26 protein-coding genes and 1 pseudogene are annotated in these 22,167 nt (G+C 64.2%); 14 read left to right on the top strand and 13 right to left on the bottom strand.

What is annotated here, in order from left to right:
- Positions 1 to 2 precede the first annotated feature (2 nt).
- A complete protein-coding gene (locus ACD578_RS15205) occupies positions 3 to 929 on the bottom strand; it encodes a DUF58 domain-containing protein (protein ID WP_152710292.1) in 927 nt (308 codons plus the stop codon).
- A gap of 8 nt (positions 930 to 937) precedes the next feature.
- Positions 938 to 1,954, bottom strand: a complete 1,017-nt coding sequence (locus ACD578_RS15200) for an AAA family ATPase (protein WP_404286244.1) — start codon at positions 1,952 to 1,954, stop codon at positions 938 to 940.
- 200 nt (positions 1,955 to 2,154) lie between these two features.
- Here ACD578_RS15200 and ACD578_RS15195 point away from each other — a divergent pair, with 200 nt between their 5' ends.
- From ACD578_RS15195 to ACD578_RS15180, 4 genes are read left to right on the top strand one after another with little or no spacing between them, the layout of a single operon-like run.
- Positions 2,155 to 2,754: a DUF1285 domain-containing protein gene (locus tag ACD578_RS15195; protein WP_404286242.1), complete on the top strand. Its 600-nt coding sequence runs from the start codon at positions 2,155 to 2,157 to the stop codon at positions 2,752 to 2,754.
- On the top strand, positions 2,754 to 3,392 hold the full coding sequence (locus tag ACD578_RS15190; RefSeq protein ID WP_404286240.1) for a CoA pyrophosphatase: 639 nt from the start codon (positions 2,754 to 2,756) through the stop codon (positions 3,390 to 3,392). Before ACD578_RS15195 ends, ACD578_RS15190 begins: the two co-directional genes overlap by 1 nt.
- Positions 3,389 to 3,646 carry a DUF6111 family protein gene (locus ACD578_RS15185; protein WP_404286238.1) on the top strand — a complete coding sequence of 86 codons (258 nt, stop codon included), beginning with the start codon at positions 3,389 to 3,391 and terminating at the stop codon, positions 3,644 to 3,646. Before ACD578_RS15190 ends, ACD578_RS15185 begins: the two co-directional genes overlap by 4 nt.
- Positions 3,646 to 4,890 carry a CCA tRNA nucleotidyltransferase gene (locus tag ACD578_RS15180; RefSeq protein ID WP_404286236.1) on the top strand — a complete coding sequence of 415 codons (1,245 nt, stop codon included), beginning with the start codon at positions 3,646 to 3,648 and terminating at the stop codon, positions 4,888 to 4,890. The genes ACD578_RS15185 and ACD578_RS15180 overlap by 1 nt, the downstream gene beginning before the upstream one ends.
- 186 nt (positions 4,891 to 5,076) lie before the next feature.
- Here the strand turns inward: ACD578_RS15180 and hemF are convergent.
- Both hemF and ACD578_RS15170 read right to left on the bottom strand, forming a co-directional pair.
- Positions 5,077 to 5,971 (bottom strand): annotated as a pseudogene (gene hemF / locus ACD578_RS15175) (oxygen-dependent coproporphyrinogen oxidase).
- A 210-nt stretch (positions 5,972 to 6,181) separates the two neighbouring features.
- Entirely contained in the window at positions 6,182 to 6,661 is a 480-nt protein-coding gene (locus tag ACD578_RS15170) for a tRNA (cytidine(34)-2'-O)-methyltransferase (protein WP_404286234.1), read from the bottom strand.
- 263 nt (positions 6,662 to 6,924) lie between these two features.
- Here ACD578_RS15170 and petA point away from each other — a divergent pair, with 263 nt between their 5' ends.
- The 6 genes from petA (at position 6,925) to ACD578_RS15140 (ending at position 12,155) form a co-directional block, all read left to right on the top strand.
- A complete protein-coding gene (petA, locus tag ACD578_RS15165) occupies positions 6,925 to 7,488 on the top strand; it encodes a ubiquinol-cytochrome c reductase iron-sulfur subunit (RefSeq protein WP_404286232.1) in 564 nt (187 codons plus the stop codon).
- Positions 7,489 to 7,514: 26 nt separating this feature from the next.
- Entirely contained in the window at positions 7,515 to 8,795 is a 1,281-nt protein-coding gene (locus ACD578_RS15160; protein ID WP_152710300.1) for a cytochrome b/b6, read from the top strand.
- 25 nt (positions 8,796 to 8,820) lie between these two features.
- On the top strand, positions 8,821 to 9,705 hold the full coding sequence (locus tag ACD578_RS15155; protein ID WP_404286230.1) for a cytochrome c1: 885 nt from the start codon (positions 8,821 to 8,823) through the stop codon (positions 9,703 to 9,705).
- 269 nt (positions 9,706 to 9,974) lie between these two features.
- Entirely contained in the window at positions 9,975 to 10,589 is a 615-nt protein-coding gene (locus tag ACD578_RS15150; protein WP_404286229.1) for a hypothetical protein, read from the top strand.
- 66 nt (positions 10,590 to 10,655) lie between these two features.
- Positions 10,656 to 11,540 carry an S-methyl-5'-thioadenosine phosphorylase gene (locus ACD578_RS15145; RefSeq protein ID WP_404286227.1) on the top strand — a complete coding sequence of 295 codons (885 nt, stop codon included), beginning with the start codon at positions 10,656 to 10,658 and terminating at the stop codon, positions 11,538 to 11,540.
- 69 nt (positions 11,541 to 11,609) lie between these two features.
- Positions 11,610 to 12,155, top strand: coding sequence for an adenine phosphoribosyltransferase (locus ACD578_RS15140; RefSeq protein ID WP_404286225.1), 546 nt, complete (start codon positions 11,610 to 11,612; stop codon positions 12,153 to 12,155).
- Positions 12,156 to 12,328: 173 nt separating this feature from the next.
- On the opposite strand, the gene ACD578_RS15135 is transcribed toward ACD578_RS15140, so the two are convergent.
- Together ACD578_RS15135 and nfi are read right to left on the bottom strand one after the other, a co-directional pair.
- Positions 12,329 to 13,345 carry a MaoC family dehydratase gene (locus tag ACD578_RS15135; RefSeq protein WP_404286224.1) on the bottom strand — a complete coding sequence of 339 codons (1,017 nt, stop codon included), beginning with the start codon at positions 13,343 to 13,345 and terminating at the stop codon, positions 12,329 to 12,331.
- Between the two features lie 160 nt (positions 13,346 to 13,505).
- Positions 13,506 to 14,174, bottom strand: coding sequence for a deoxyribonuclease V (gene nfi, locus ACD578_RS15130; RefSeq protein WP_404286222.1), 669 nt, complete (start codon positions 14,172 to 14,174; stop codon positions 13,506 to 13,508).
- Positions 14,175 to 14,446: 272 nt separating this feature from the next.
- Between nfi and ACD578_RS15125 the strand changes: the two genes are divergently transcribed.
- Both ACD578_RS15125 and ACD578_RS15120 read left to right on the top strand, forming a co-directional pair.
- On the top strand, positions 14,447 to 14,872 hold the full coding sequence (locus ACD578_RS15125) for a group III truncated hemoglobin (RefSeq protein WP_404286220.1): 426 nt from the start codon (positions 14,447 to 14,449) through the stop codon (positions 14,870 to 14,872).
- A 156-nt stretch (positions 14,873 to 15,028) separates the two neighbouring features.
- Positions 15,029 to 15,802, top strand: a complete 774-nt coding sequence (locus ACD578_RS15120) for an alpha/beta fold hydrolase (RefSeq protein WP_404286218.1) — start codon at positions 15,029 to 15,031, stop codon at positions 15,800 to 15,802.
- 81 nt (positions 15,803 to 15,883) lie between these two features.
- Here ACD578_RS15120 and ACD578_RS15115 read toward each other — a convergent pair whose 3' ends face one another.
- Positions 15,884 to 16,036, bottom strand: a complete 153-nt coding sequence (locus tag ACD578_RS15115) for a hypothetical protein (protein WP_153885289.1) — start codon at positions 16,034 to 16,036, stop codon at positions 15,884 to 15,886.
- A 79-nt stretch (positions 16,037 to 16,115) separates the two neighbouring features.
- Between ACD578_RS15115 and ACD578_RS15110 the strand changes: the two genes are divergently transcribed.
- A complete protein-coding gene (locus tag ACD578_RS15110; protein WP_404286216.1) occupies positions 16,116 to 16,289 on the top strand; it encodes a hypothetical protein in 174 nt (57 codons plus the stop codon).
- Here the strand turns inward: ACD578_RS15110 and ychF are convergent.
- The 4 genes from ychF to ACD578_RS15090 all read right to left on the bottom strand — a co-directional run bounded on the left by ychF (position 16,286) and on the right by ACD578_RS15090 (position 19,442).
- Positions 16,286 to 17,383: a redox-regulated ATPase YchF gene (gene ychF, locus ACD578_RS15105; protein WP_152710308.1), complete on the bottom strand. Its 1,098-nt coding sequence runs from the start codon at positions 17,381 to 17,383 to the stop codon at positions 16,286 to 16,288. The two genes, ACD578_RS15110 and ychF, sit on opposite strands and share 4 nt — an antisense overlap.
- Before the next feature lie 4 nt (positions 17,384 to 17,387).
- Positions 17,388 to 18,011, bottom strand: coding sequence for an aminoacyl-tRNA hydrolase (gene pth / locus ACD578_RS15100; protein ID WP_404286214.1), 624 nt, complete (start codon positions 18,009 to 18,011; stop codon positions 17,388 to 17,390).
- A gap of 86 nt (positions 18,012 to 18,097) precedes the next feature.
- Positions 18,098 to 18,715, bottom strand: a complete 618-nt coding sequence (locus ACD578_RS15095) for a 50S ribosomal protein L25/general stress protein Ctc (protein WP_404286212.1) — start codon at positions 18,713 to 18,715, stop codon at positions 18,098 to 18,100.
- Between the two features lie 187 nt (positions 18,716 to 18,902).
- A complete protein-coding gene (locus ACD578_RS15090; protein WP_404286210.1) occupies positions 18,903 to 19,442 on the bottom strand; it encodes a MarR family winged helix-turn-helix transcriptional regulator in 540 nt (179 codons plus the stop codon).
- A gap of 105 nt (positions 19,443 to 19,547) precedes the next feature.
- Between ACD578_RS15090 and ACD578_RS15085 the strand changes: the two genes are divergently transcribed.
- Complete coding sequence (locus ACD578_RS15085) at positions 19,548 to 20,450, top strand: DMT family transporter (RefSeq protein WP_404286209.1); 903 nt, start codon at positions 19,548 to 19,550, stop codon at positions 20,448 to 20,450.
- A 44-nt stretch (positions 20,451 to 20,494) separates the two neighbouring features.
- On the opposite strand, the gene ACD578_RS15080 is transcribed toward ACD578_RS15085, so the two are convergent.
- Positions 20,495 to 21,427, bottom strand: a complete 933-nt coding sequence (locus tag ACD578_RS15080; protein WP_152710313.1) for a ribose-phosphate pyrophosphokinase — start codon at positions 21,425 to 21,427, stop codon at positions 20,495 to 20,497.
- Between the two features lie 153 nt (positions 21,428 to 21,580).
- Complete coding sequence (locus tag ACD578_RS15075; RefSeq protein WP_404286206.1) at positions 21,581 to 22,114, bottom strand: hypothetical protein; 534 nt, start codon at positions 22,112 to 22,114, stop codon at positions 21,581 to 21,583.
- Positions 22,115 to 22,167 lie beyond the last annotated feature (53 nt).

The following is a 22,167-nucleotide window of genomic DNA, read 5'->3' as shown; positions in this document are numbered from 1 at the left end:
GCTCAGCGCCCTCCCAAACCGGTGCCGCGAGAGGTCGACACGAGCGTCATGATGCGCAAAGCCGCTTCGCTGGCAGGACGGTCGGTGCGATGAATGGTCAGCGTCCAGCCGCGGCGGCGGGCGAGTTCCTGAAGCTCTTCCCGGTGCTGCTCGATCCGCAGGCGATAGGCCCGGCCCCAGGAGATCGCATCTCCGATCCGCAGCGAGAGGCCATCTTCCAGATCGTGCAGAACGGCCTGCCCCTGGAACGGGAAGGTCTCCTCGACGGGATCGACGATCATCACCAGATGCCCGCGCGCCCCACGCGACGAGATGCCTTCGACCATGGCGGTAATGTCGCGCACGGGCGACAGGAAATCGCTGATCAGCACGGCTTCATGCTGCGGCGCGACGGGAGCCTGCGGCGGAAGGTCTTCCTCGAGCGAGGAGCGGTCCGTCACCAGGGTCTGGGCCATCGTTTCCGCGATGCGCCGGGTGGCGCGCGGCGGCATGAGACCCAGCATGCCGACCCGCTCTCCGGCCTCGACGAAGCTGTCCGCGAGTGCAAGGCCGAGCACGATGGCGCGTTCGATTTTGGGCGCCTGCGCCAGGTCCGATACGTAGCCCATGGAGGCGGAACGGTCGATCCAGAACCAGACGGTCTGGGCCGTTTCCCACTCGCGCTCGCGCACATAGAGCCGGTCGTCACGGGCCGAGCGGCGCCAGTCGATGCGATGCGCCGCCTCTCCGGTGACGAAGGGACGGAACTGCCAGAAGGTTTCGCCGGTGCCGGCGCGCCGGCGGCCGTGAATGCCGTGGGCGAGGTTCGCGGCGACGCGCCTCGCCTCGAGCACGAGGTGCGGCATCCGATCGGCGAGGGAGAGCGCGCTCTCCGTTTCACGGCGGCCCGGCGAGCGGGCGCTTTCGGGGAGGACCCGGACACGGGTCATGACGGGGCCTAGCCTACCAGCCGCGAGGTGAGCCGGCCGATGACGCTCTTGATCGTTTCTCCATCCGCCCGGGCGGAGAAGGTCAGCGCCATGCGATGCTTCAGCACCGGCTCGGCGAGAGCCATCACGTCGGCGATGGAAGGGGCTACACGGCCCTCGATCAGCGCGCGGGCGCGCACCGCCAGCATCAAGGCCTGGCTAGCGCGAGGGCCGGGGCCCCACAGGATCTTGTCGGTCACGCCATCGATCCCGTCTCCCTCCGGGCGGGCCGAGCGCACGAGGTCGAGGATCGCATCGACCACGCTCTCACCGACCGGCAGGCGGCGAACCAGTCGCTGGGCGTTCATGAGCGCCTCGGCATTCATGACCGCCAAGGGTTTATGCTCTTCGGCACCCGTCGTTTCGATCAGGATGCGTCGCTCGGCATCACGCGTCGGATAGCCGACGTCGATCTCGAGCAGGAAGCGGTCGAGCTGCGCCTCGGGGAGGGGATAGGTGCCTTCCTGCTCGATAGGGTTTTGCGTGGCGAGCACATGGAAGGGTTGCGGCAGGTCGTGCCGCTCGCCGCCCACGGAAACGTGATGCTCCTGCATGGCCTGGAGCAGGGCGGATTGGGTGCGCGGGCTCGCACGGTTGATCTCGTCGGCCATCAGAAGCTGCGCGAAGACCGGACCCTTCACGAAACGGAAGGAGCGGCGTCGGTCGACGCCCTCATCGAGGATTTCCGAGCCTAAGATGTCGGAGGGCATCAGATCCGGCGTGAACTGGATGCGGCGGGCATCGAGCCCGAGCACGATGCCCAGCGTTTCCACGAGCTTCGTCTTGGCGAGGCCTGGAACGCCGACGAGAAGGCCGTGGCCGCCGGCCAGAAGGGTGATGAGGGTCAGGTCGACCACGTCTTCCTGGCCGAAAATGACCGTGTGAATGGCCTCACGGGCACGTCCGACAGTCTCAAGGGTCGCCTCCGCGCTGCGGATGATCGCGTCGTCCAATGCGGTAGGCGCTTGAGCAATGCTGGCCGTCATGAGGTCATTCTCCCTCTCACTCGCAATTGCCCCCGGTAGCTAGTCTGCCTTCGATCCGTGTCGAGATGCAAGGGTCGTTGCGCCGCAGCAAAGGACTGAATGGAGTGGACGAGACCGCCGAGGACTCTATGCTCTAGGAAGTAACAATCGATGGCCGTTCGTCGATCCATAAAGTTCAGATTCCTGTTCACGCTTGCGTCATGACCGATCCCTCACCCCCCATATCCGGGAATGCCCTGGCCCGCCTGACAGAGGCGCTCGGCTCCGATGCGAAGCGGAAAGGACCGCCGCCGGTCGAGCGCTGGAATCCGGCGTATTGTGGCGAAATCGACATGCGCATCGCGGCCGACGGCACATGGCATTACATGGGCACGCCCATAAATCGTCCCGCTCTCGTGAAACTGTTTTCGACTGTTCTGCGCAGGGATCCGGAGCGTTACGTGCTCGTCACGCCCGTCGAGCGGGTCGGGATTGAGGTCGAGGATGTGCCGTTCCTCGCGGTGGAAATGGCTGTGGAAGGCGATGGTGATAGCCGCCAGATCGCCTTCCGAACCAATGTGGACGATCTCGCACAGGTGGGGCCTGAGCATCCCTTGCGCTTCGACCAGGACGCCAATGGCGGGGTAAGGCCTTATGTAAAGGTGCGGGGTGAGCTCTGGGCGCGGGTGACGCGAACCCTGGCGCTGGATCTGATCGCCTTGGGTGAAGAAAAGGATGTGGATGGAGTTACCACGTTCGGTGTGGCAGCAAGTGGTATGTTCTTCCACATCGCTCCTGTCAGCGAATTGGGCGCGCCCTGATGCGGCTTGCACCCCATGACGCGCCGGATTTCCTGACGCTGGCGGCCGAGCGGCTGCGGCCCGAACCTCCGCATCCGGAGGAGGCTCTGGCCAATCCGAGGGGAGATCATAGCCTCGACAACGTGCCCCTGGCCCATCCCCTGACCCCGAAACCGGCCGCGGTCCTCGTTCCCGTCGTCATGCGCGAGGAGCCGATGCTGCTTCTCACCGAGCGCTCCGCGCATCTGCGTCAGCATTCGGGGCAGATCGCCTTTCCGGGCGGGCGGGTCGATCCGGAGGATGCTTCCATCCTGGCGGCAGCCTGCCGCGAGGCGATGGAGGAGATCGGCCTCGACAGCCGCTTCATCAGCCCGCTCGGTTACCTCGACGCCTACTTGTCCACCACGAATTATCTCGTCATGCCGGTAGTGGCACGGGTCTCACCCTCCTACACCCTCGACCTCAATCTGGACGAGGTGGCCGATACATTCGAGGTGCCGCTCAGCTTCCTCATGGATCCCGCGCGCCACGAACTCCATTCGCGGGAATGGAAGGGCAGGCTTCGCCGCTACTATGCAATGCCCTACGAGGGACGCTACATCTGGGGCGTGACGGCGGGCATCATCCGCAATTTGTACGAGAGGCTCTACAGACCATGACACGAGCGGTGATTCAGGGACTTGTGCTGTTCCTTCTGCCGTTCGTCCTCTTCGCAGTTTATCTCGTCAGCCGTCGCCGCAATCCGCTGACTTGGTCGCACTGGAGCGATCAATCGCTCTGGCTTGCGATTGCGGGCTTGGGTTTCGTCATCGTCTCGCTGGTTGCGACAGGCCTCTTGGCTGAGCGCCAGACGGGCAATTATGTGCCGACCCATGTGGAAAACGGACGGGTCGTCCCAGGACATTTCGAGTAATGGAAACCCTCGACCGACAGGCTTTGGCAAGCCTTCTTGAGCGCCCCGCGCTGCGCCGCCTCCTGGAGGTCTTCAATGACGGTGTCGAGGAGACGCGCATCGTGGGCGGAGCCGTGCGCAATGCCCTTCTCGGGCGGCCCGTGACCGAAGTGGATTGCACCACCACCATGCTGCCCGAGGCCATCGTCGAATGCGCGAAGGCCGCCGGTTTCAAGGCGGTGCCGACCGGGATCGAGCACGGCACGATCACAGTCATCGTCGCCGGCGAGCCTTACGAGATCACGACCCTGCGCGAGGATGTGGAAACGGATGGAAGGCATGCGGTCGTGCATTTCGGACGCGATTTCGTGCTCGATGCCATGCGCCGCGATTTCACCATTAATGCCCTCTCGCTCGGTCTCGACGGACGGCTTTACGACTACACCGACGGCGTGGCGGATCTGGCGGCCCGGCGTGTCCGCTTCATCGGAGACGCCCGCACCCGCATCCGCGAGGATTACCTGCGGATCATGCGCTTCTTCCGTTTCCACGCGGAATATGCGCAAACCGATCCCGACCCGGAGGGGCTCGCCGCATCGGGAGCCGAGCGGCAGGGACTGGCGCTCCTCTCGAAGGAGCGCATCCGGCACGAACTTCTGAGGCTGCTCGTCGCCCGGCGGGCCGAGGACACGATCCGCATCCTGGCCGATCACGGCTTCCTCACATGGCTCCTCGGCGGTGCTGCCGAATTCGGGCGCCTCAGTCGGGTGGCGGCTTATGACACGGAGGATCCTGTCCCAGTCTGGCGCCTGGCGGCGCTCGCCGTCATGGTCGAGGAAGATGCGGAGCGGTTGCGGGAGCTTTTGCGGCTCTCCAACGACGAGCATAAGAAGCTCGTCGCCTATGCCGATCTCTTAGGCCGTCTCAAGACCTGGGCCTTGCCCCTGGACGCAGCGGCCGTCCGCCGTCTGGCGGCTGATCATCAGGTCGAGACCCTCGCTGTCGTCCTGGCGGCCACGACCGGCGAACCCTTTCCCATCGTCCATGCCGATGCCCGTGAGGCTCTCGACCGCTTCCGCAGCGGTACTGAGCCGGTGCCGGTCTTCCCCTTGCGCGGGGCCGATCTCGTCGAGGGCGGCATCCCGAAAGGGCCGAAGATCGGTGAACTGCTCGCGCGGGCCCGCCAGGCCTGGCTGGCGGAGGGCTGCCGGACGGACGAGGTCTATGCGCAGGATTTGCTCAGACGGGTGCTGGAGCAGGCTTAGGGCTTTGGATCAATCCGCCGCCTCACTCCCTCCCAGGTCATGGCCGCGCTTGTCCCGGCCACCCCGATCCTGTGAGACGCTGCGCTTTTCTTGATCGGGATCACCGGCACAAGGCCGGTGATGACGTTGAGACGTCAGAGACGATCTCGGGCTCCGCTGCGCGGCTCCGGGATGGGTGCCCAGCCCTTAAGGCCAGCGCACCGTCGGCGGCATGGAGGAGAGGATCGACGCGATGTTGCCGCCGGTCTTCAGGCCGAAGATCGTCCCCCGGTCGTAGAGCAGGTTGAACTCCACGTAGCGTCCGCGCCGCACCTGCTGCTCGATGCGATCTTCTTCCGTCCAGGGCTTGGTGGCGTTGCGCCGGACGATCTCCGGATAGACCTTGAGGAAGGCCTCGCCCACATGGCGGGTGAAGGCGAAGTCCTCGTCCGGATTTCCGGTCCAATGGTAGTCGTAGAAGATGCCGCCGATGCCGCGCGCCTCGTGGCGGTGCTTGAGGAAGAAGTACTCGTCGCACCACTTCTTGTACTTCTCGTAGGAGCCTTCCGGCGCATGGGCCTGGCAGGCTTCCTCCATGGCCTGGTGGAAAGCGATGGTGTCCGGATCCCCTTGAGTCCGCCGCCGGTCGAGCACGGGCGTGAGATCAGCTCCACCACCGAACCAGGGCTTCGTGGTCACCACGAAGCGGGTGTTCATGTGCACCGTTGGAACATTCGGGTTCCATGGGTGCGCGATGAGCGAGATGCCGCCGGCCCAGAAGCGCGGATCCTGATCGGAGCCCGGGATCTGGCCGCGGAATTCCGGCGCGAATTCTCCATGCACCGTGGAGACATGCACGCCCACCTTCTCGAACACGCGGCCGCCCATCATGGACATGACACCCCCGCCGCCGGGAGCGCCGCCATGGTCCTTGCGCTCCCAGGGTGTGCGCTCGAACCGGCCGGGCTCGGACGCCTCCGGGGAGGGGAGCCGTCACCTCATCCTCCAGGGCCTCGAACGCGGCGCAGATCCGGTCACGCAGCAACGCGAACCAGATGGGAGCCTCTGTCTGCAGGCGCTCGATGGGGGCTGTGTCGTTCATGGCAATGCTGTCTTTCGGATCATATGCGGACTCTATCCTGATAGGTTGGCCCAGAATGACATTCTCTCCGTCATGGCCGGGCGTGTCCCGGCCATCTCGATAAGGAAAAGAGCGGCGCTTTTCGGATCGGGATCACCGGCACAAGGCCGGTGATGACAACGGGAGGATATATGTCCGGGCAGACTTTCAGATGAGGCTGGCGTTTGGCTGTCACGGAGCCGTCACTCCCGGATGGGGGAACGTGTTCGTCTGCCGCAGGGCCTCGCCGAGGATCATGGCGGCGGTGACGGCGACGTTCAGGGAGCGCATGCCGGGCTGCATGGGGATGATGACCCTGGCATCCGCCGCCCGGTGGACCTCCTCCGGCACCCCGGCGGATTCGCGGCCGACCAGGATGATGTCGTTGGGCCGGTAGGCGAAATCGGCATACGGGATGGCGCCCTTGGTGGTGGTCAGGATCAGACGGCCCTGGGCCTCCTGCCGCCAAGCCTCGAAGGCGCGCCAGGATATGTGCCGCGTGATCGTGACATGGTTGAGATAATCCATGCCGGAGCGGCGCAGGTTCCGGTCGGACACGTCGAAGGCCGCAGGTTCGATGATCTCCACCGGCACGCCGAGGCAGGCGGAAAGGCGCAGCATGGTGCCGGTATTCTGCGGAATGTCCGGCTGATAGATGGCAAGACGGGGCATAGGCCCGTCATCGGGGCAACGGGCCCCGGCGTCAAGGGAGCGCTCAGGGGTATGTGAGCCGGCGGCATTTTGCGCCACAGGCTGGAACAACTCCAATCCGGCTATGGACAGGCGGGCTTGACCGTGCCAAAGAGCCACCGCGCGGCGACTCCCAGTCGCATTGCGCGTGCGTCGCCGCGCATGCTTGTTCCATTTTGGACCTCGTGTGCCAAATGCCTGGGTTCCCAAGGCATTGCCGATGCGCGGTTCTCGTTTTTTGATCAATGCTGGAGAGCCAAGTGGCCGAGACCACCACTCATGTCGCTGAGCCGACACGGCGCGATTTCCTCTACATCGCCACGGGCGCAGCTGCCGTTGTCGGCGGAGCCACCCTGGTATGGCCCTTCGTCCAGTCCCTGGCGCCCGACGCGGCGACGGTGGCGGCCGGCGCGCCCGTCGAGGTCGACCTGACCCCGATCGCCGAAGGGCAGATCGTCAAGGTTTTCTGGCGCGGCAAGCTGATCTTCATCCGCCACCGTACGGCCGAGGAGATCAAGGCGGCCGAGGATGTGAACGTCGCCTCTCTGCGCGACCCGCAGGCCGACTCGGCGCGCGTGAAGCCGGGCAAGGCTCAGTGGCTCATCGTTTACGGCAACTGCACCCACTTGGGCTGCGTGCCGCTCGGCCAGCAGGGTGAGTATCATGGCTGGTTCTGCCCCTGCCACGGCTCGATCTTCGACACCTCTGGCCGCGTCCGCGGCGGTCCGGCGCCGATCAACCTGCCGATTCCGCCCTATACCTTCGCGTCCGACACGAAAATCGTGATCGGCCAAGAGGCCACGGCGTAACCCTCCGCGACGATCAGGCGATATCCATGAGCGACCATCCCACAACTTACGTTCCCAAGAGCGCCTTCGGTAAGTGGTTCGAGAGCCGTTTGCCCATCGCAGGCCTCGTCCACTCGTCCTTCATTGCCTTCCCGGTTCCGCGGAACCTGACCTATTTCTGGACCTTCGGCGCCATCCTGGCGTTCATGCTCGTCGCGCAGATCGTGACCGGCGTGTTCCTGGCGATGTACTACACGCCGAATGCCGGCATGGCGTTCCAGTCCGTCGAGCACATCATGCGCGACGTGAACTATGGCTGGCTGATCCGCTATCTGCACGCCAACGGCGCGTCGATGTTCTTCGTCGCCGTCTACGTCCACATCTTCCGGAACTTCTACTATGGCTCCTACAAGGCGCCCCGTGAGGTTCTCTACATCCTCGGCGTGATCATCTTCCTGCTGATGATGGCCACCGCCTTCATGGGCTACGTGCTTCCCTGGGGCCAGATGAGCTTCTGGGGCGCCACCGTGATCACGAACCTCTTCTCCGCGATCCCGCTCGTCGGCGAGACCATCGTGAGCTACCTCTGGGGCGGCTATTCGGTGGGCAACCCGACCCTGAACCGCTTCTTCTCCCTGCACTACCTGCTGCCCTTCATGATCGCGGGCGTCGTGATCCTGCACATCTGGGCGCTGCACGTGCCGGGCCAGAACAACCCGACCGGCATTCCGATCAAGTCGGGCAAGGACGCGGTTCCGTTCACCCCCTATGCCACGATCAAGGACATCTTCGCCGTCGTGGTGTTCATGATCTTCTTCGCCTACTGGGTGTTCTACATGCCGAACTATCTCGGCCATGCGGACAACTACATCCCGGCGAACCCGGCCGTAACGCCTTCGCACATCGTTCCCGAATGGTACTTCCTGCCGTTCTACGCGATCCTGCGCGCCATCCCCGACAAGCTCGGCGGCGTCATCGCCATGGGCTCGGCCATCGTGATCTGGGTGTTCATGCCCTGGCTCGACACCTCCAAGGTTCGTTCCACGGCCTATCGTCCGCTCTACAAGCAGTTCTTCTGGATCTTCGTGGTCGTGTGCTTCGTGCTCGGCTGGCTGGGTTCCCGCCCGGCCGAGGGCTGGTACGTGATCGCCTCCCAGATCTGCACGGCCTACTACTTCGCCCACTTCCTGATCATTCTGCCGGTGCTCGGCTTCGTCGAGCGTCCGCTGCCGCTGCCGAATTCGATCCTCGAATCCGTGATGGGCGTGCAGAAGGGCGGGGCTGGCATTCCGGCCGGCGCCAATGCCGAGCCGCATTCCAAGGGCTGATGCGAGAGTCGAGGAAACATAAACAATGATGAAGCGTACTCTTCTCATCGCAGCCGCCGTTCTCGGCTTCGCCGCCCCGGCTTTCGCTGCCGGCGAAACCCCGGTCCCGCCGCAGCTCAAGTGGAGCTTCCAGGGTCCGTTCGGCACTTTCGACCGGGCTCAGCTCCAACGTGGCTTCAAGGTCTACCGGGAGGTCTGCTCCTCCTGCCACGGCCTGAGCTATGTGACCTTCCGCAACCTGCACCAGCCCGGCGGCCCGGAATTCTCCGAGGCCCAGGTCCGCGCTCTGGCGGCGGAATACAAGATCCAGGACGGCCCGAACGAAGCCGGCGACATGTTCGAGCGTCCCGGTCGTGCGGCCGACCACTTCCCGTCTCCGTTCCCGAACGAGAACGCCGCCGCATCGGCGAACGGCGGCAAGGCTCCGCCGGACCTGTCCCTGATGGCCAAGGCCCGCACCTACGAACGCGGCTTCCCCTGGTTCATCACCGACGTGTTCCGCCAGTATTCGGAGAACGGCGCGGACTACGTGGCGGCGCTGCTCAACGGCTACGAGGAAGCCCCGGCGGGTTTCACGGTGCCGACCGGCGGTCACTACAACCACTACTATCCGGGCCACGTGATCGCGATGCCGAAGCCGCTCAGCGATGGCCAGGTCGAGTATCCGAAGAATGAGGCCGGCCAGCCTCAGGTGCCCGAGACCGTGGAGCAGTATGCCCGCGACGTGACGGCCTTCCTCACCTGGACGGCGGAACCGCACCTCGAGGCTCGCAAGCGCCTCGGCTTCCAGGTCATCCTGTTCCTGATCGTCCTGGCCGGCCTGCTCTACTTCACCAAGAAGAAGGTGTGGGCCCGGGTGGGCGGCGAGGTCGAAGGCCACGCCACGCCCCCGATGACGCACAACCCATAACGATCAAGGCCCCGCTTCGGGGCCTTTTTCTTTTCTGGTGTTTCGTGCTGATCCGAAGCGCCGCGACAGCGAAGAGTGGTTGAGCCTTTAGATGTCATGGCCGGGCTTGTCCCAGCCATCCCGATGTGAGGAGCGACCAGCCTCATTCGATCGAGATCACCGGCACAAGGCCGGTGATGACGGAAGAGGTGGATTGCATCCAACCTCCATCAGAGAAATCATCCGGCGCCCTAGTGACACGGTGTCGAGCCGGCTTTATCCCGGTATCCATGTTGCAGACCATCGCCGACGACATCTGGGGCCTGCCCTGTCTCGCCTATCACGTCCAACCCAGCCTGGAGCCTGAGACCCGGGCCGCCTTCGAGGCGGTGCAGCGGGCCTTCGTCGAACTCTGGCCGGAACCGCTGCATGTCGGACCCAAGCATGGGCTGCATGTCACCATCTATCCGCTGGTGACGGTGAAGGGAGCCTTCGACAAGGACGCTTACTGGCAGAGCATCGCCCGGCGAAGCCAGGGCCTCCTGGAGGAGCTCTGCACCGGTCATCGAACCCTGGAACTGCGCTTCTCCCGGCTCAAGGTCACCGATACGGCCATCATCGCGACTGCGACCGAGGAAACCGGCCTGATCGAAGCCATCCGGAAGAGGATCGTCCGCGACATCCCGCCGCCGCCGGGCGCAAGCCCGATCACCTACGATCTGATCCACACGACCTTGGCGCGCTACCGGACGAAAGCCTCCATTCCGGACGACGTCATCGAGCGCATCGAGAGCTTGCCTGTCTTCATCATGGCGCTCGTCAAGCAGATCAGGCTCGTTCGCGAGACGCTCTTTCCCTGCCTTGTGACGGACGAGATCGCGGCAATCCCCTTGATCGGAAGGTGATGCTTGGGACGCCGTTCATCCTCGGATATGACTGAGCCATAACAGCCCCAGGCAGGCGAGGATCAGATGGCGAAGGCGGTTCTAGGCATTATCGGCGGATCGGGGGTCTACGATCTGCCGGGGCTCGAGGATATGCGCGAGGAACGCATCGGTTCTCCCTGGGGCGAGCCCTCGGATGTGCTGCGCATCGGGCGCATCGGCGAGACCGAGATCGCCTTCCTGCCCCGCCATGGGCGCGGCCATCGCCTGTCGCCGTCCGACATCAACTACCGGGCCAATATCGACGTGATGAAGCGCACCGGCGTCACCGACCTGATTTCGGTCTCGGCCTGCGGTTCGTTCAAGGACGAGTATTATCCCGGCTTCTTCGTGCTGGTGGACCAATACGTGGACCGCACGCACAGGCGCGAAAGCTCGTTCTTCGGTCGGGGCTGCGTCGCCCATGTGCCCATGGCGCACCCGGTCGGCCCGCTGCTGCGCCAGCGCATCGCCGATGCGGCGGTGGCGGAAGCGATTCCGTTCACTCTCGGCGGCACGCTGGTGTGCATCGAGGGCCCGCAATTCTCGACTTACGCCGAGTCGATGACCTACAAGAAGCTCGGCTACGACGTGATCGGCATGACGGCGATGCCGGAGGCCAAGCTCGCCCGCGAGGCCGAGATCACCTATGCCACCATCGCCATGGTGACCGACTACGATTGCTGGCATCCGGAGCACGACAATGTGGACGTGGCCTCCGTCGTCGCCGTCGCGCACCAGAATGCCACGAAGGTGGCCCGTCTGATCGCCCGCGTTGCCAAGGACTTTCCGGCCGAGCACGAGCCATGCCCCGCAGGCTCCGACCGGGCACTCGACGGCGCCATCATGACGGCTCCATCGGCCCGCGATCCGGAGCTTTTGAAAAAGTTGGATGCGGTGGCCGGGCGAGTGCTAAACCCCTCGCAAGCGTGATCGCTCGCCTCTTGCGCTTACAGTGCTTTCAGTTCCACCTCAATTCGACACCCAGGCAGGCTTGACCCCATGGACCAGCGTCTCCTCACCGACCTGAAATCCGCGATCCGCTCGATTCCGGATTATCCAAAGCCCGGCGTCATCTTCCGGGACATCACGACTCTGCTGGGCGACGCGCGGGCCTTCCGGCGCTCGGTGGACGAACTCGTTCATCCCTTCGCGGGAGGGCGTGTCGACAAGGTGGCGGGCATCGAGGCGCGCGGCTTCATCCTGGGCGGCGCCATCGCGCATCAGCTCTCGTCGGGCTTCGTGCCGATCCGCAAGAAGGGCAAGCTGCCCCATGAGACCGTGCGGATCGCCTATTCGCTCGAATACGGCGTCGACGAGATGGAGATCCACACCGATGCCATTGGCCAGGACGAGCGGGTGATCCTCGTGGACGACCTCATCGCCACCGGCGGGACGGCGGTCGCGGCCAGCCAGCTCCTGCGCCAGATGGGCGCCAACATCATCGCCGCCTGCTTCATCATCGACCTGCCCGATCTCGGCGGCGCCTCGAAGCTGCGCGACCTCGGCGTCGAGGTGCGCAGCCTCGTCAGCTTCGAGGGGCATTGATCTCTATGGCGTCATCCCGGGGCGGCGCAGCCGAGCCCGGAATCCATAGCCGCTGACAATGCAGGATCGAGCGGAGGCGCTGCCGTCGCGCTTTCTTCCCACGCGTCGTCTCCGTGAATTCCTGCCGTCACGGGGACGACAGCGGAGGCCGGTGGCAAGCCGTCAGCGACCTCTCAAGCCCGCCTTTCCCAGAACACCATCCCGTCGAACGCGAACACCTCTTCCCCATTCTGGTTCGTGCCCGTGTTGTGATGGAACACCAGGCCCCAGCCGGGGCGGGACGCGGAGGCGCGTTTGGCGGTCACGGACGAGCGGTAGGTGATCGTGTCGCCTGCATAGACGGGCTTGAGCCATTTCAGGTTGGAGAAGCCGGGGGAGGGGCCGAGCCGCGCGGGCTGCTCGCCGCGGCTGAGCGCATAGGCGCGGATGCGGTCGCGGTGGCCGATCATCTGCTTCATCCAGACGCTTGCCGTATGCCAGCCCGAGGCGCACAGGGCGCCGAACAGGCTGTTCTTGGCGGCCTCGGCATCCACGTGGAAGCGCTGGGGGTCGAATTGCCGGGCAAAGCCGATGATGTCCTCGGGCGTGAAGGTGTAGGAACCCAGTTCCTCGGTCTCGCCGACGACGAGATCCTCGAAATAGGGATTGGCCGAGATCAGCGGGAGATCCCGCTCCGGCGCGGAGCCGGGCAGGGCGTCCGCTGCGGCCGCGAGGGCGTTGGGGCCCTCGCCTTCGAACGGTTCGGCATCCCTGGTTGCGAACATCACCCAGTTGGTCTGGGTCAAAGCGGTTTCGTCGGCCTGGTTCAGCATGTCGAAATGGAACCGCACCAGACCGAGCGAGGGCCTGCTCTTGGAGATGCGGCTCTCCAGAACCGTCATGCGCGAGCGCAGGGTGTCGCCGGGCCTGACGGGCTTCACCCATTTCACTTCCTCGATGCCCGGCGATCCCATGGAGGAGGAATCCAGGATCAGCCCATCGGCGAGGAGGCGCATGTTGAGGCTGCAGCTGTGCCAGCCCGAGGCGATCAACGTGCCGATGAAGCTGTCCTTGGCGGCAATCTCGTCCACGTGAAAGGGCTGCGGATCGTATTCTCGCGCGAAGGCGAGGATGTCGTCCTTCGACACGGTGAGAGGGCCGAAAGTCTCGGTCAGGCCCGGAGGAAGATCTTCGAACGTACGCATGAGCAATCCCCTGTTGAGCTCGCCCTAGAGCATCGGGCCTGAAAGTGGAATCCACTTTTTGGATGAGTTCGGTGCTCCCGTTCTCTCCGGACGCATCGTGGTCCGGCTTTTGGGTAGCCTTCGTGCAGCTGATGCCGAAAGCAGGCTTTTGGGTTGTGGACAGGTCTCAGGGCGAAAACTGCCCGGCCGCGTTATGCGCGAGCCGGATCGGTTCGGGCAGGCGGTATTTGGGGGAGCAGCGCAGGACGAGTTCGGCCGCCGTCGGAATATCGGCCAGGTGTCCGGGGGAGATGAACATCGGATTCTTGGCCGTGCGGGTGCGCAACGCGACGCCGATGACCTCCTTGCGGTCGACCAGGGGAGCGGCGGAGCCTTTCTCCTCGCCCAGATCCTTGTAGCGTCCGCACAGGAGCGTCTTGCCGCAGCCGACAGTGGGGCGCTGGAGCCACAGGCCCATATGGCTCGCGATGCCGATGCGGCGAGGATGGGCGATGCCCATGCCGTCGAAGAGGAAGACGTCCGGCTCGGCTTTCAACTTCTCGAATGCCTCTTCGAGAACCGGGCCCTCGCGAAAGCTCAGGAGACCCGGAACATAGGGAAAGGGGGTCGGGCGTTGCGCCAGCACTGTCTCCACCGGCAGGAAGCCCGGATAGGTGACCACGACGATAGCCGCCTGCGACTGCTCGTTCTTTACGCTCACGTCGACGCCAGCCACAAGCTGCACCGCATCGAGATCGATGGGGCGGTCGGACACGACCTCCGTTCTCAGTCGCTGCTGAAGGGCGATGGCCTCGGAGGGGGAGAGGTCCCAGGAATGTTGATGGTGAAGCTGCATGGCCAAGCATTGAAGACGACAAGGCTTCAACGCTCAAGGTTCCGGAACGATCCGTTTTGATCTGGATCATGGCGCATCGTGCGGAAAAATGGCCCCGTTATTCCGCACCGGGTGACGCGCCACTCAAGGATTGAGCGTCGGATGGATCCCAAAAGTGGTGCAAACTTTGGGGCCGATGCTCCGGCCAGAGAGACAATCTGCCCTTCAATGGGCAGATTGACCCGGACAGGGGCATGCGGTCATGTCCGGACGGATTGAGCAGGAGAAAGGCATTGGCCGATTCAGCCGCCACAGGCCGCAGCATCCCGATTGTCAGCCCGGCCGAAGGCGTTTCGGAGGATCTGATCCGGCAGCTCGTTGAAACCTTTTACGACCGGGTGATCCGCGATCCGGAGCTCGGCCCCATCTTCCATAAGGCTCTTTCCGGCCGCTGGAGCCAGCATCTGGCGCTGATGGTGGATTTCTGGTCCTCGATTGCGCTGAGAACCGGCCGCTACCAGGGCAAGCCGCAGGCCGCCCATTTTGGCCTTCCGCTCACGCCGGAGCTGTTCGCCCGCTGGCTATCGCTGTTCGATAAGACGGCTCAGGACATCTGCGAGCCGGATGTGGCGGATTTCTTCGTGGACCGAGCGCGGCGCATCGCGGAGAGCCTGCAGATCGGCCTCGGGATCGGACCGAAGGCGCTGCGGCTTCCCTAGAGCAGATTCCGCTTGGCCACTTCGCCGGCAAAGCTCCGAAGCACCGCTCCGTTCGGATTCTGAGCGGGCGATCCACCGCCACAAACGGTACGAAGACCCACAATCTTCATAATTGTCTGGAAACCTGTGCGGCACATCGGCTCCTGGGAGCCTTCCATGATGGATCGCCGCACTTTCCTTGGATCGCTCGTGGCCATTGCCGCAGCGACACCGCTTCGTTCGGGCCCGGCACGAGCTGCGGATCCTGTCCCGGCCGCAAGGAACGTCGTGCTCGTGCACGGGCTGTTCGCCGATGGGTCGTGCTGGTCCGAAGTCATTCCGCGCCTGCAGGCAGCCGGGCTCGACGTCACGTCCGTTCAAAACCCACTGACGAGTCTCGACGAGGCCGTTGCGGCGACCCGGCGCGTGCTGGCCCGTCAGGAAGGGCCCACCGTGCTGGCCGGGCACTCCTTCGCCGGCATGATCGTCACGGAAGCGGGTGTCGACCCGAGGGTCTCTTCGCTCGTCTACGTGGCGGCACGGGCACCCGATGCCGGCGAGGACTACGCGGCCCTCGCTATGCAGTATCCGGCGCCTCCGGCGACGGCAGGAATCGTGTACGACGGCGATGAGGGGATGCTCAGCGAGGCCGCGTTCCTGCGCGACTTCGCGGGTGATCTGCCGGAGGAACGGGCGAAGGTGCTCTATGCCGTGCAAGAGCCGTTCCACAAGGCATTGCTGGCCGGCAGGACGGGGCAGGCGGCCTGGCGGTCGAAGCCGAGCTTTTATGCCGTCTCGACGGATGACCGAACAATCAATCCCGACCTGCAACGCTTCATGGCCAAGCGGATGGGGGCGGAAACGATCGAGGTGAAGGCGAGCCATCTCTCGCTCATCTCGCAGCCCGACATCATCGCTTCGCTCATCCTGAAAGCGGCAGGCCATCGATAGCACCTGCAGCCTCTTCGAGCCTGAGGAGTGCGCAAACGACCTCACGATCGCTGCTGCGGCCCTTCGGGTCCGCACGACGCGCTAGCGCTCCCACCACTCGAGCTTGTCGTTGCCGCTCCTGGGCAGCAGGGACGAAATGCCGATCATGAGAAAGCCGCAGGCCACGAGCACGCCGATGAGGAATTCGGCATTGCCGAGCCCGGGAGAGACGAAGTTGTCAAAAAAAGCCTGCATGAATCACATCCTTCATGCAGGCTTTGTCGCAGAACGGCCCTGAACGGACGAAAAAGCCCCTGTTCAGGATTCCGACAGATTGCTGAAGAGCCTCTTTTCCAGCCTCCATGTCATCACCGGCCTTGTGCCGGTGACCTCATTAAGAAGTCCGCGGCGTTTCTCGGACTGGGATGGCCGGCACAAGACCGGCCATGACCAGGAGTGGATGCAGGAGAAAGCCGTCCTCAAGGATCAGAGGATTCGTTTCTCTTAAGTATTGAACCGGAAGTGCATCACGTCGCCGTCCTGCACCGTGTATTCCTTGCCTTCCAGCCGCAGCTTGCCCGCATCGCGTGCGCCGGCCTCGCCCTTGAGCGAGGTGTAGTCCGCATAGGCGATGGTCTCGGCGCGGATGAAGCCCTTCTCGAAATCCGTGTGGATCACGCCGGCGGCCCCGGGCGCCTTGGTGCCCCTGGTGATCGTCCACGCGCGGGCTTCCTTCGGGCCGACGGTGAAATAGGTGATCAGGCCAAGCAGTTCGTAGCCGGCGCGGATCACCCGGTTGAGGCCGGGTTCCTCGAGGCCCACGGCGTCGAGATAGTCCTTCTGCTCCTCGGGTGGCAGAACCGCGATTTCGCTCTCGATCTTGGCCGAGACGACGACGGCCTTGGCGTCTTCTTCCTTGGCGCGCTCGAAAACGCGTGCAGAGAATTCGTTGCCCTTGTCGGCGGAAGCTTCCTCCACGTTGCAGACGTAAAGCACGGGCTTGGAGGAGAGGAGGCCGAGCATCTGGAACAGGCGCTCTTCCTCGGCCTTGCGTTCCACCAGACGGGCCGGCTTGCCCTCGCGCAGCAGGGGCAGGGTGCGGTTGACGAGATCGAGGGTTTCCTTCGCTTCCTTGTCGTTGCCCTTGGCCTTCTTCTCGAGCGCGGTGACGCGCTTCTCCAGGCTGTCGAGGTCGGCCAGCATCAGCTCGGTCTCGATGGTTTCGATGTCGGCGATGGGATCGATCTTGCCTTCGACGTGCGTGATGTCCGTGTCCTCGAAGCAGCGCACCACATGGGCGATGGCATCGACTTCGCGGATATTGGCGAGGAACTGGTTGCCGAGACCTTCGCCCCGGGACGCGCCGCGCACGAGGCCCGCGATGTCCACGAAGGTGAGGCGCGTCGGGATGATCTGCGCCGAACTGGCGATCCCTGCGAGCTGATCGAGCCGCTCATCCGGCACGGCCACGTCGCCCACATTGGGCTCGATGGTGCAGAATGGATAGTTGGCGGCCTGCGCGGCCGCCGTCTGAGTCAAAGCGTTGAAGAGAGTCGACTTGCCCACATTCGGCAGGCCGACGATGCCCATTTTGAAGCCCATGGCCTCACTCCTTGATTGTGCTGGCCTTTTCTCCGGGCCGCTTCACGTCCGTCCAGCCTCTCGCCTCCATGGCGATGTGGACCTTGTTCTGAAAGCTCCCGTCCTCAGCCTTGGCGAGAAGGGCAGCGTTGTCTGCGATGATCCGGCACAGGTCGTCGACCCAGGCCCCTTCGCTTTTTCCGAAATCGCCCAGCACATGGTTCTGCACCAGAGCCTTGTGGCCGGGATGGCCGATGCCGAGGCGTACGCGGCGATACTCGTTGCCGCAATGGGCCGAGATGGAGCGAAGCCCGTTATGGCCGGCATTGCCGCCGCCGATCTTCACGCGCAGCTTGGCGGGCGGAAGATCGAGCTCGTCGTAGAAGACCGTCACGTCATGCAGCGGAATCTTGAAGAAGTTCTGCGCTTCTCCCACCGCCTGGCCGGACAGGTTCATATAGGTCTGCGGCTTGATCAGCAGGACCTTCTCGCCCCCGATCAGCGCGTCCGCCGTTTCCGCATGGAAGCGTTTGCGCCAGGGGCCCGCGTTGTGCACGCGCGCAATCTCGTCCACGGCCATGAAACCGATATTGTGGCGGTTCCTGGCGTAGCGCGATCCGGGATTGCCGAGGCCGACGAAGAGGCGCATCGCGTGTCCTGCTCATAAGAAACGCTCCGGCCTTGCGGTCGGAGCGTCGAAGCCGATCGATGGGCTTGAACGCCCGTCAAAGCCGATTAGGCAGCAGCGGTGCCTTCGGCAGCAGCCGGAGCCGCATCCGTCTCCGTGAGGCCGGTCGGGGCCACGACGGTCACGAGGGTCATGTTCTCGGTCGAGGTCGCCTTGGCGCCGTTCGGCAGGGCGATGTCGTTGAGGTGAACCGAGGAGCCGATTTCGAGGTCGGCAATCGAAACCTCGATGAAGTCCGGGATCGCGTCGGACGGAACGAGCAGTTCCACCGAGTGCTCGACGATCTGGAGCGCGCCACCGCGCTTCACGCCGGGGCTCTTCTCCTGGCCGACCACGTGCACCGGCACCACGACCTTGATCGCCTGACCCTGCGCGAGGCGCAGGAAGTCGACATGGACGGGGAAATCCCGCACCGGGTCGAGCTGGTAGTCGCGCGGAATGGCGCGAACCGTGTTGCCGTCCACATCGATCTCGAAGATCGTGGTCAGGAAGTGACCGGCGAAGATCAGCTGCTTGGTCTGATTAAAGTCGAGGGCGATCGCCTGGGCCGGCTGGCCGGCTCCGTAGATGACGGCGGGAACTTGGCCTTGGCGACGAACGGCCCGGGCGGCCCCCTTGCCGGCCCGGTCGCGCGCCACGGCCTTGATTTGCTTTGCTTCGCTCATGGTCGTGGTCCTTTGAAATGGGTTTAAAAACCGATGGCCGCCCAGGTTTCTTGAAAAACCTACCGGCGGCCATGAGGTCCGCGCCCGTGCCTCCAAGGGTGTCGAGCGGGCGCGACGCGGCTTATAGAGAACAACCACCGAAAATGCAACAAGTTGGCTGCCGTTCGGGTGGCCTGCCCGACAACGCTCAGCCAAAGGGCCGCGTGGCCGTGACCGTCGATGCGAGCTTCCTGAGGAGGTCGGCCAACCGGACTTGCTCGTCCTCGGTCAGCCCGTCGAGCATGGCCGCCTCGATCGCCATGTCCTCCCGAAAGGCCTCCCGCGCGCGCGCGATCCCTTCCTCCGTGAGCTCCACCGGCAGGCTGCGCCCGTCACCCTCGGCGCTGGCTCGTCGGATCAAGCCGGCCTTGGTGAGACGGTTCAGGCGGTCCGTGAGGCCGCCGGACGAGATCATCAGGGACCGGAACAGCTCCGTCGGGCGGAGCCGGTAGGGCGGCCCGGATCGAAGCAGCGAGAACAGGACATCAGCCTCGCCGCTGTCCAGTCCATGGGCCTTGAAGATGGCTTCGATGGGCGGGCGGGCCGTCAGCGTGATCCAGCGGGCGCGGCCCAGGATCGCCATGCCGCGCGTATCGATCTCCGGGAGCTCTGCCGCCCATTGGGCGCGTCGTTCGTCGATCCCGTCCTGAGAACCGGCAGGGGAAGCAGGTTCAATTTGTCTTGACATCGAGATAATCGCCTATTTATCTTCGCATCAAGATAAATTCCTGTCGTGCCTCTTGCAACATATCGTAGGCCAAGTCGCACGAGAGCCCTACCCGGGGGTGCCTCCATGATCGCAGCGCGTCTCTCCGGTGCGTCGGAATCGGCCATCGGCCTTCTCGGCCTGTGCGGGTTCCTCTTTGCCAGCCGGATCATGATGAACAAGGTGGCGCTGGAGACCGGCATTCAGCCCTTTCAGCTTGGCGTCTTCGCCAATTTGGGCGCCGGATTGTTCCTGCTGCCTTGGCTCGCCGCCTTCCGGCAGAAGATCCCGACCGCGCCGGAGCATCTGGTGCTGTATGTCGTCCTAGGTCTCGTCAGCTTCGCGGTGCCCAGCGTGCTGTCCTACTTCGTCATCGAGAGGGTGGGGCCTGCCTACACGTCCATCGTCTATTGCCTGTCGCCGCTGCTCACCATGACCTTCGCGGCGGGCCTCGGCATCGAGCGGATGTTCCTGCGCCGCTTCATCGGGATCGTGATCGGCTTCACGGGCATGATCGCCCTGGTTCAGCAGCAGGTCCTGCAGATCGACATCGGGCAGCCGGTCCGGGTGGCCGTCGGCTTGGCGATCCCGGTCTGCGCGGCGGCGGGCAACATCATTCGGTCGGCCTGGTGGCCGAAGGGGACATCGGCGCTCGCTTTCTCCTGCGGCGCATCGCTCACCTCCAGCGTGATGGTGGCCCTGATGGCGCCCGTCTTCGAGACGCCCCTGATCTGGAGATTCGCCGACCCCGCGATCCTCTCATGGCTGATAGGCTTGGGAGCGATGTCAGCCCTGTCGCAGGTGATGAACTTCCGTCTGCAGCAGATTGCAGGGCCGGTGGTGTTCAGCCAGATCGGCTATTGGGGCACGGGCTTCGGCGTGCTGCTCGCCGCCATCCTGTTCGGAGACGTGCTGACGGCTTTGTCCTTCGCAGGGCTTGCAGGCATCATGGCCGGCGGCATCCTGGCCAACCGCCGCGCGGCGATCTGAAGGAGCGGGAGGCCATGACCATCGGGCCATGACCGTCTCGGCAATCAGTCGAACAGGCTCGACACCGAGCTTTCCGTTGCCGTGCGGCCGATAGCCTCGCCCATGAGCTGGGCGATGGAGATGACCCGGATATTATGGGCCACCTTCACGGCTTCGGTCGGCATGATCGAATCGGTGATCACGAGTTCCTTCAGCCGGGAGCCCGCGATGCGGGCCACTGCGCCGCCGGAGAGGACGCCGTGGGTGATGTAGGCGTAGACCTCCTTCGCCCCGTTGGCCAGGAGGGCGTCGGCGGCGTTCACCAGGGTGCCGCCGGAATCGACGATGTCGTCCATAAGGATGCAGGAGCGGCCGGACACGTCACCGATGATGTTCATCACCTCGGATTCGCCGGGACGCTCACGGCGCTTGTCGACGATGGCGAGCGGCGCGTCGATACGCTTGGCGAGCGCGCGGGCGCGCACCACGCCTCCCACGTCAGGCGAGACCACCATGCGGTTGCCGCCGTCGAGATGATCCTTGATGTCGCGCGCCAGGGTGGGAGCGGCGAAGAGGTTGTCGGTCGGAATATCGAAGAAGCCCTGGATCTGACCCGCATGCAGGTCCAGCGTCAGCACGCGGTCGACACCCGCATGAGCGATGATGTTGGCGACGAGCTTGGCGGAAATCGGGGTACGGGCGGCAGGTTTCCGGTCCTGGCGGGCATAGCCGAAATAGGGGATCACTGCCGTGATGCGGCGGGCCGAGGCCCTGCGCAGCGCATCCGTAATGATCAGAAGCTCCATCAGGTGGTCGTTCGTGGGATACGAGGTCGACTGGATGATGAAGGTATCCTCGCCGCGCACGTTTTCCTGGATCTCGACGAAGACCTCCATGTCCGCAAAGCGCCTGACCTGGGCCTTGGCCAACGGAACGTTGAGATAGGTGGAGATGGCCTCCGCCAGCGGACGATTGGAATTTCCCGCAACGAGCTTCATGCAAGCAACTTTGGCTTCGAGTGACCGATAACACCCGCTGCGCAATGCCATAATTCCTGCACGGCTGGGCGCAAGGCTCTTAGCAGCGATATGAAACCGTCACAATACATGAAGGTCTTCGATACGCTGCAAGTTTGGCCTGTGGCCATGCAATCACTGCATCGCAACAGAGGGTTCCTCGCCCGAGACCTCCGCTGTCTGAATGGGTGATTCGGGCGTGGCGGGCGTTTCGGACACGGTTTCGGACTTGGACGCCGTCAGGAATTCGGCGATCTCGTCCATGCTGGCCTGCGCCAGCTTGGCGAGTGCCGCCTTATCGAGATTCGAGATGGAGGAGGCGGGAGCCGGGCTCGATCCCGCCAGGCGCTTGGCCCGGCGTTTCTGGGAATCGAAGACGTCCCAGACATAGGCCACCTTGGTTTCCCCATCTTCGGTCGAGGTCGACAAATAGCCGCGTACCCGGTAGCGCGCCTGGGCGCTGGCGCCGACGAGATCGACCTTGCGATCGGTTGCCGCGCTGGTCAGTTCGTCGACCAGGGCCGTGCGGATGGGAGTCGGGGCGCCGTCGATGCTCTCCAGGGCCACCGGAACGCCCTCCGGCGATCCGCTGAACGATCCCTGGCAGGCTCCCAGAGCCGCTGTCACGACCATAGCGGCAAGCCGCCCCGCATGCTTCATCCCGGCCATGAGGGCCCCCGTTCTTGTTCTTCGTAACGAAGTTTTAAGCTTAACGGAGGCTG

This window comes from Microvirga sp. RSM25, from assembly GCF_044784385.1.
In the GTDB taxonomy this organism is placed as follows: domain Bacteria; phylum Pseudomonadota; class Alphaproteobacteria; order Rhizobiales; family Beijerinckiaceae; genus Microvirga; species Microvirga tunisiensis.
Note: the sequence above shows the minus strand (reverse complement) of the source record. Positions and strands in the feature narration are given on the sequence as shown.

What these genes read in the sequence shown, in the direction of transcription:
- ACD578_RS15205 (WP_152710292.1), bottom strand. Translation starts at nt 929, where the DNA reads ATGACCCGTGTCCGGGTCCTCCCCGAAAGCGCCCGCTCGCCGGGCCGC.
- ACD578_RS15200 (WP_404286244.1), bottom strand. Translation starts at nt 1,954, where the DNA reads ATGACGGCCAGCATTGCTCAAGCGCCTACCGCATTGGACGACGCGATC.
- ACD578_RS15195 (WP_404286242.1), top strand. Translation starts at nt 2,155, where the DNA reads ATGACCGATCCCTCACCCCCCATATCCGGGAATGCCCTGGCCCGCCTG.
- ACD578_RS15190 (WP_404286240.1), top strand. Translation starts at nt 2,754, where the DNA reads ATGCGGCTTGCACCCCATGACGCGCCGGATTTCCTGACGCTGGCGGCC.
- ACD578_RS15185 (WP_404286238.1), top strand. Translation starts at nt 3,389, where the DNA reads ATGACACGAGCGGTGATTCAGGGACTTGTGCTGTTCCTTCTGCCGTTC.
- ACD578_RS15180 (WP_404286236.1), top strand. Translation starts at nt 3,646, where the DNA reads ATGGAAACCCTCGACCGACAGGCTTTGGCAAGCCTTCTTGAGCGCCCC.
- ACD578_RS15170 (WP_404286234.1), bottom strand. Translation starts at nt 6,661, where the DNA reads ATGCCCCGTCTTGCCATCTATCAGCCGGACATTCCGCAGAATACCGGC.
- petA (WP_404286232.1), top strand. Translation starts at nt 6,925, where the DNA reads ATGCTGGAGAGCCAAGTGGCCGAGACCACCACTCATGTCGCTGAGCCG.
- ACD578_RS15160 (WP_152710300.1), top strand. Translation starts at nt 7,515, where the DNA reads ATGAGCGACCATCCCACAACTTACGTTCCCAAGAGCGCCTTCGGTAAG.
- ACD578_RS15155 (WP_404286230.1), top strand. Translation starts at nt 8,821, where the DNA reads ATGATGAAGCGTACTCTTCTCATCGCAGCCGCCGTTCTCGGCTTCGCC.
- ACD578_RS15150 (WP_404286229.1), top strand. Translation starts at nt 9,975, where the DNA reads ATGTTGCAGACCATCGCCGACGACATCTGGGGCCTGCCCTGTCTCGCC.
- ACD578_RS15145 (WP_404286227.1), top strand. Translation starts at nt 10,656, where the DNA reads ATGGCGAAGGCGGTTCTAGGCATTATCGGCGGATCGGGGGTCTACGAT.
- ACD578_RS15140 (WP_404286225.1), top strand. Translation starts at nt 11,610, where the DNA reads ATGGACCAGCGTCTCCTCACCGACCTGAAATCCGCGATCCGCTCGATT.
- nfi (WP_404286222.1), bottom strand. Translation starts at nt 14,174, where the DNA reads ATGCAGCTTCACCATCAACATTCCTGGGACCTCTCCCCCTCCGAGGCC.
- ACD578_RS15120 (WP_404286218.1), top strand. Translation starts at nt 15,029, where the DNA reads ATGATGGATCGCCGCACTTTCCTTGGATCGCTCGTGGCCATTGCCGCA.
- ACD578_RS15115 (WP_153885289.1), bottom strand. Translation starts at nt 16,036, where the DNA reads ATGCAGGCTTTTTTTGACAACTTCGTCTCTCCCGGGCTCGGCAATGCC.
- ychF (WP_152710308.1), bottom strand. Translation starts at nt 17,383, where the DNA reads ATGGGCTTCAAAATGGGCATCGTCGGCCTGCCGAATGTGGGCAAGTCG.
- pth (WP_404286214.1), bottom strand. Translation starts at nt 18,011, where the DNA reads ATGCGCCTCTTCGTCGGCCTCGGCAATCCCGGATCGCGCTACGCCAGG.
- ACD578_RS15095 (WP_404286212.1), bottom strand. Translation starts at nt 18,715, where the DNA reads ATGAGCGAAGCAAAGCAAATCAAGGCCGTGGCGCGCGACCGGGCCGGC.
- ACD578_RS15090 (WP_404286210.1), bottom strand. Translation starts at nt 19,442, where the DNA reads ATGTCAAGACAAATTGAACCTGCTTCCCCTGCCGGTTCTCAGGACGGG.
- ACD578_RS15085 (WP_404286209.1), top strand. Translation starts at nt 19,548, where the DNA reads ATGATCGCAGCGCGTCTCTCCGGTGCGTCGGAATCGGCCATCGGCCTT.
- ACD578_RS15080 (WP_152710313.1), bottom strand. Translation starts at nt 21,427, where the DNA reads ATGAAGCTCGTTGCGGGAAATTCCAATCGTCCGCTGGCGGAGGCCATC.
- ACD578_RS15075 (WP_404286206.1), bottom strand. Translation starts at nt 22,114, where the DNA reads ATGGCCGGGATGAAGCATGCGGGGCGGCTTGCCGCTATGGTCGTGACA.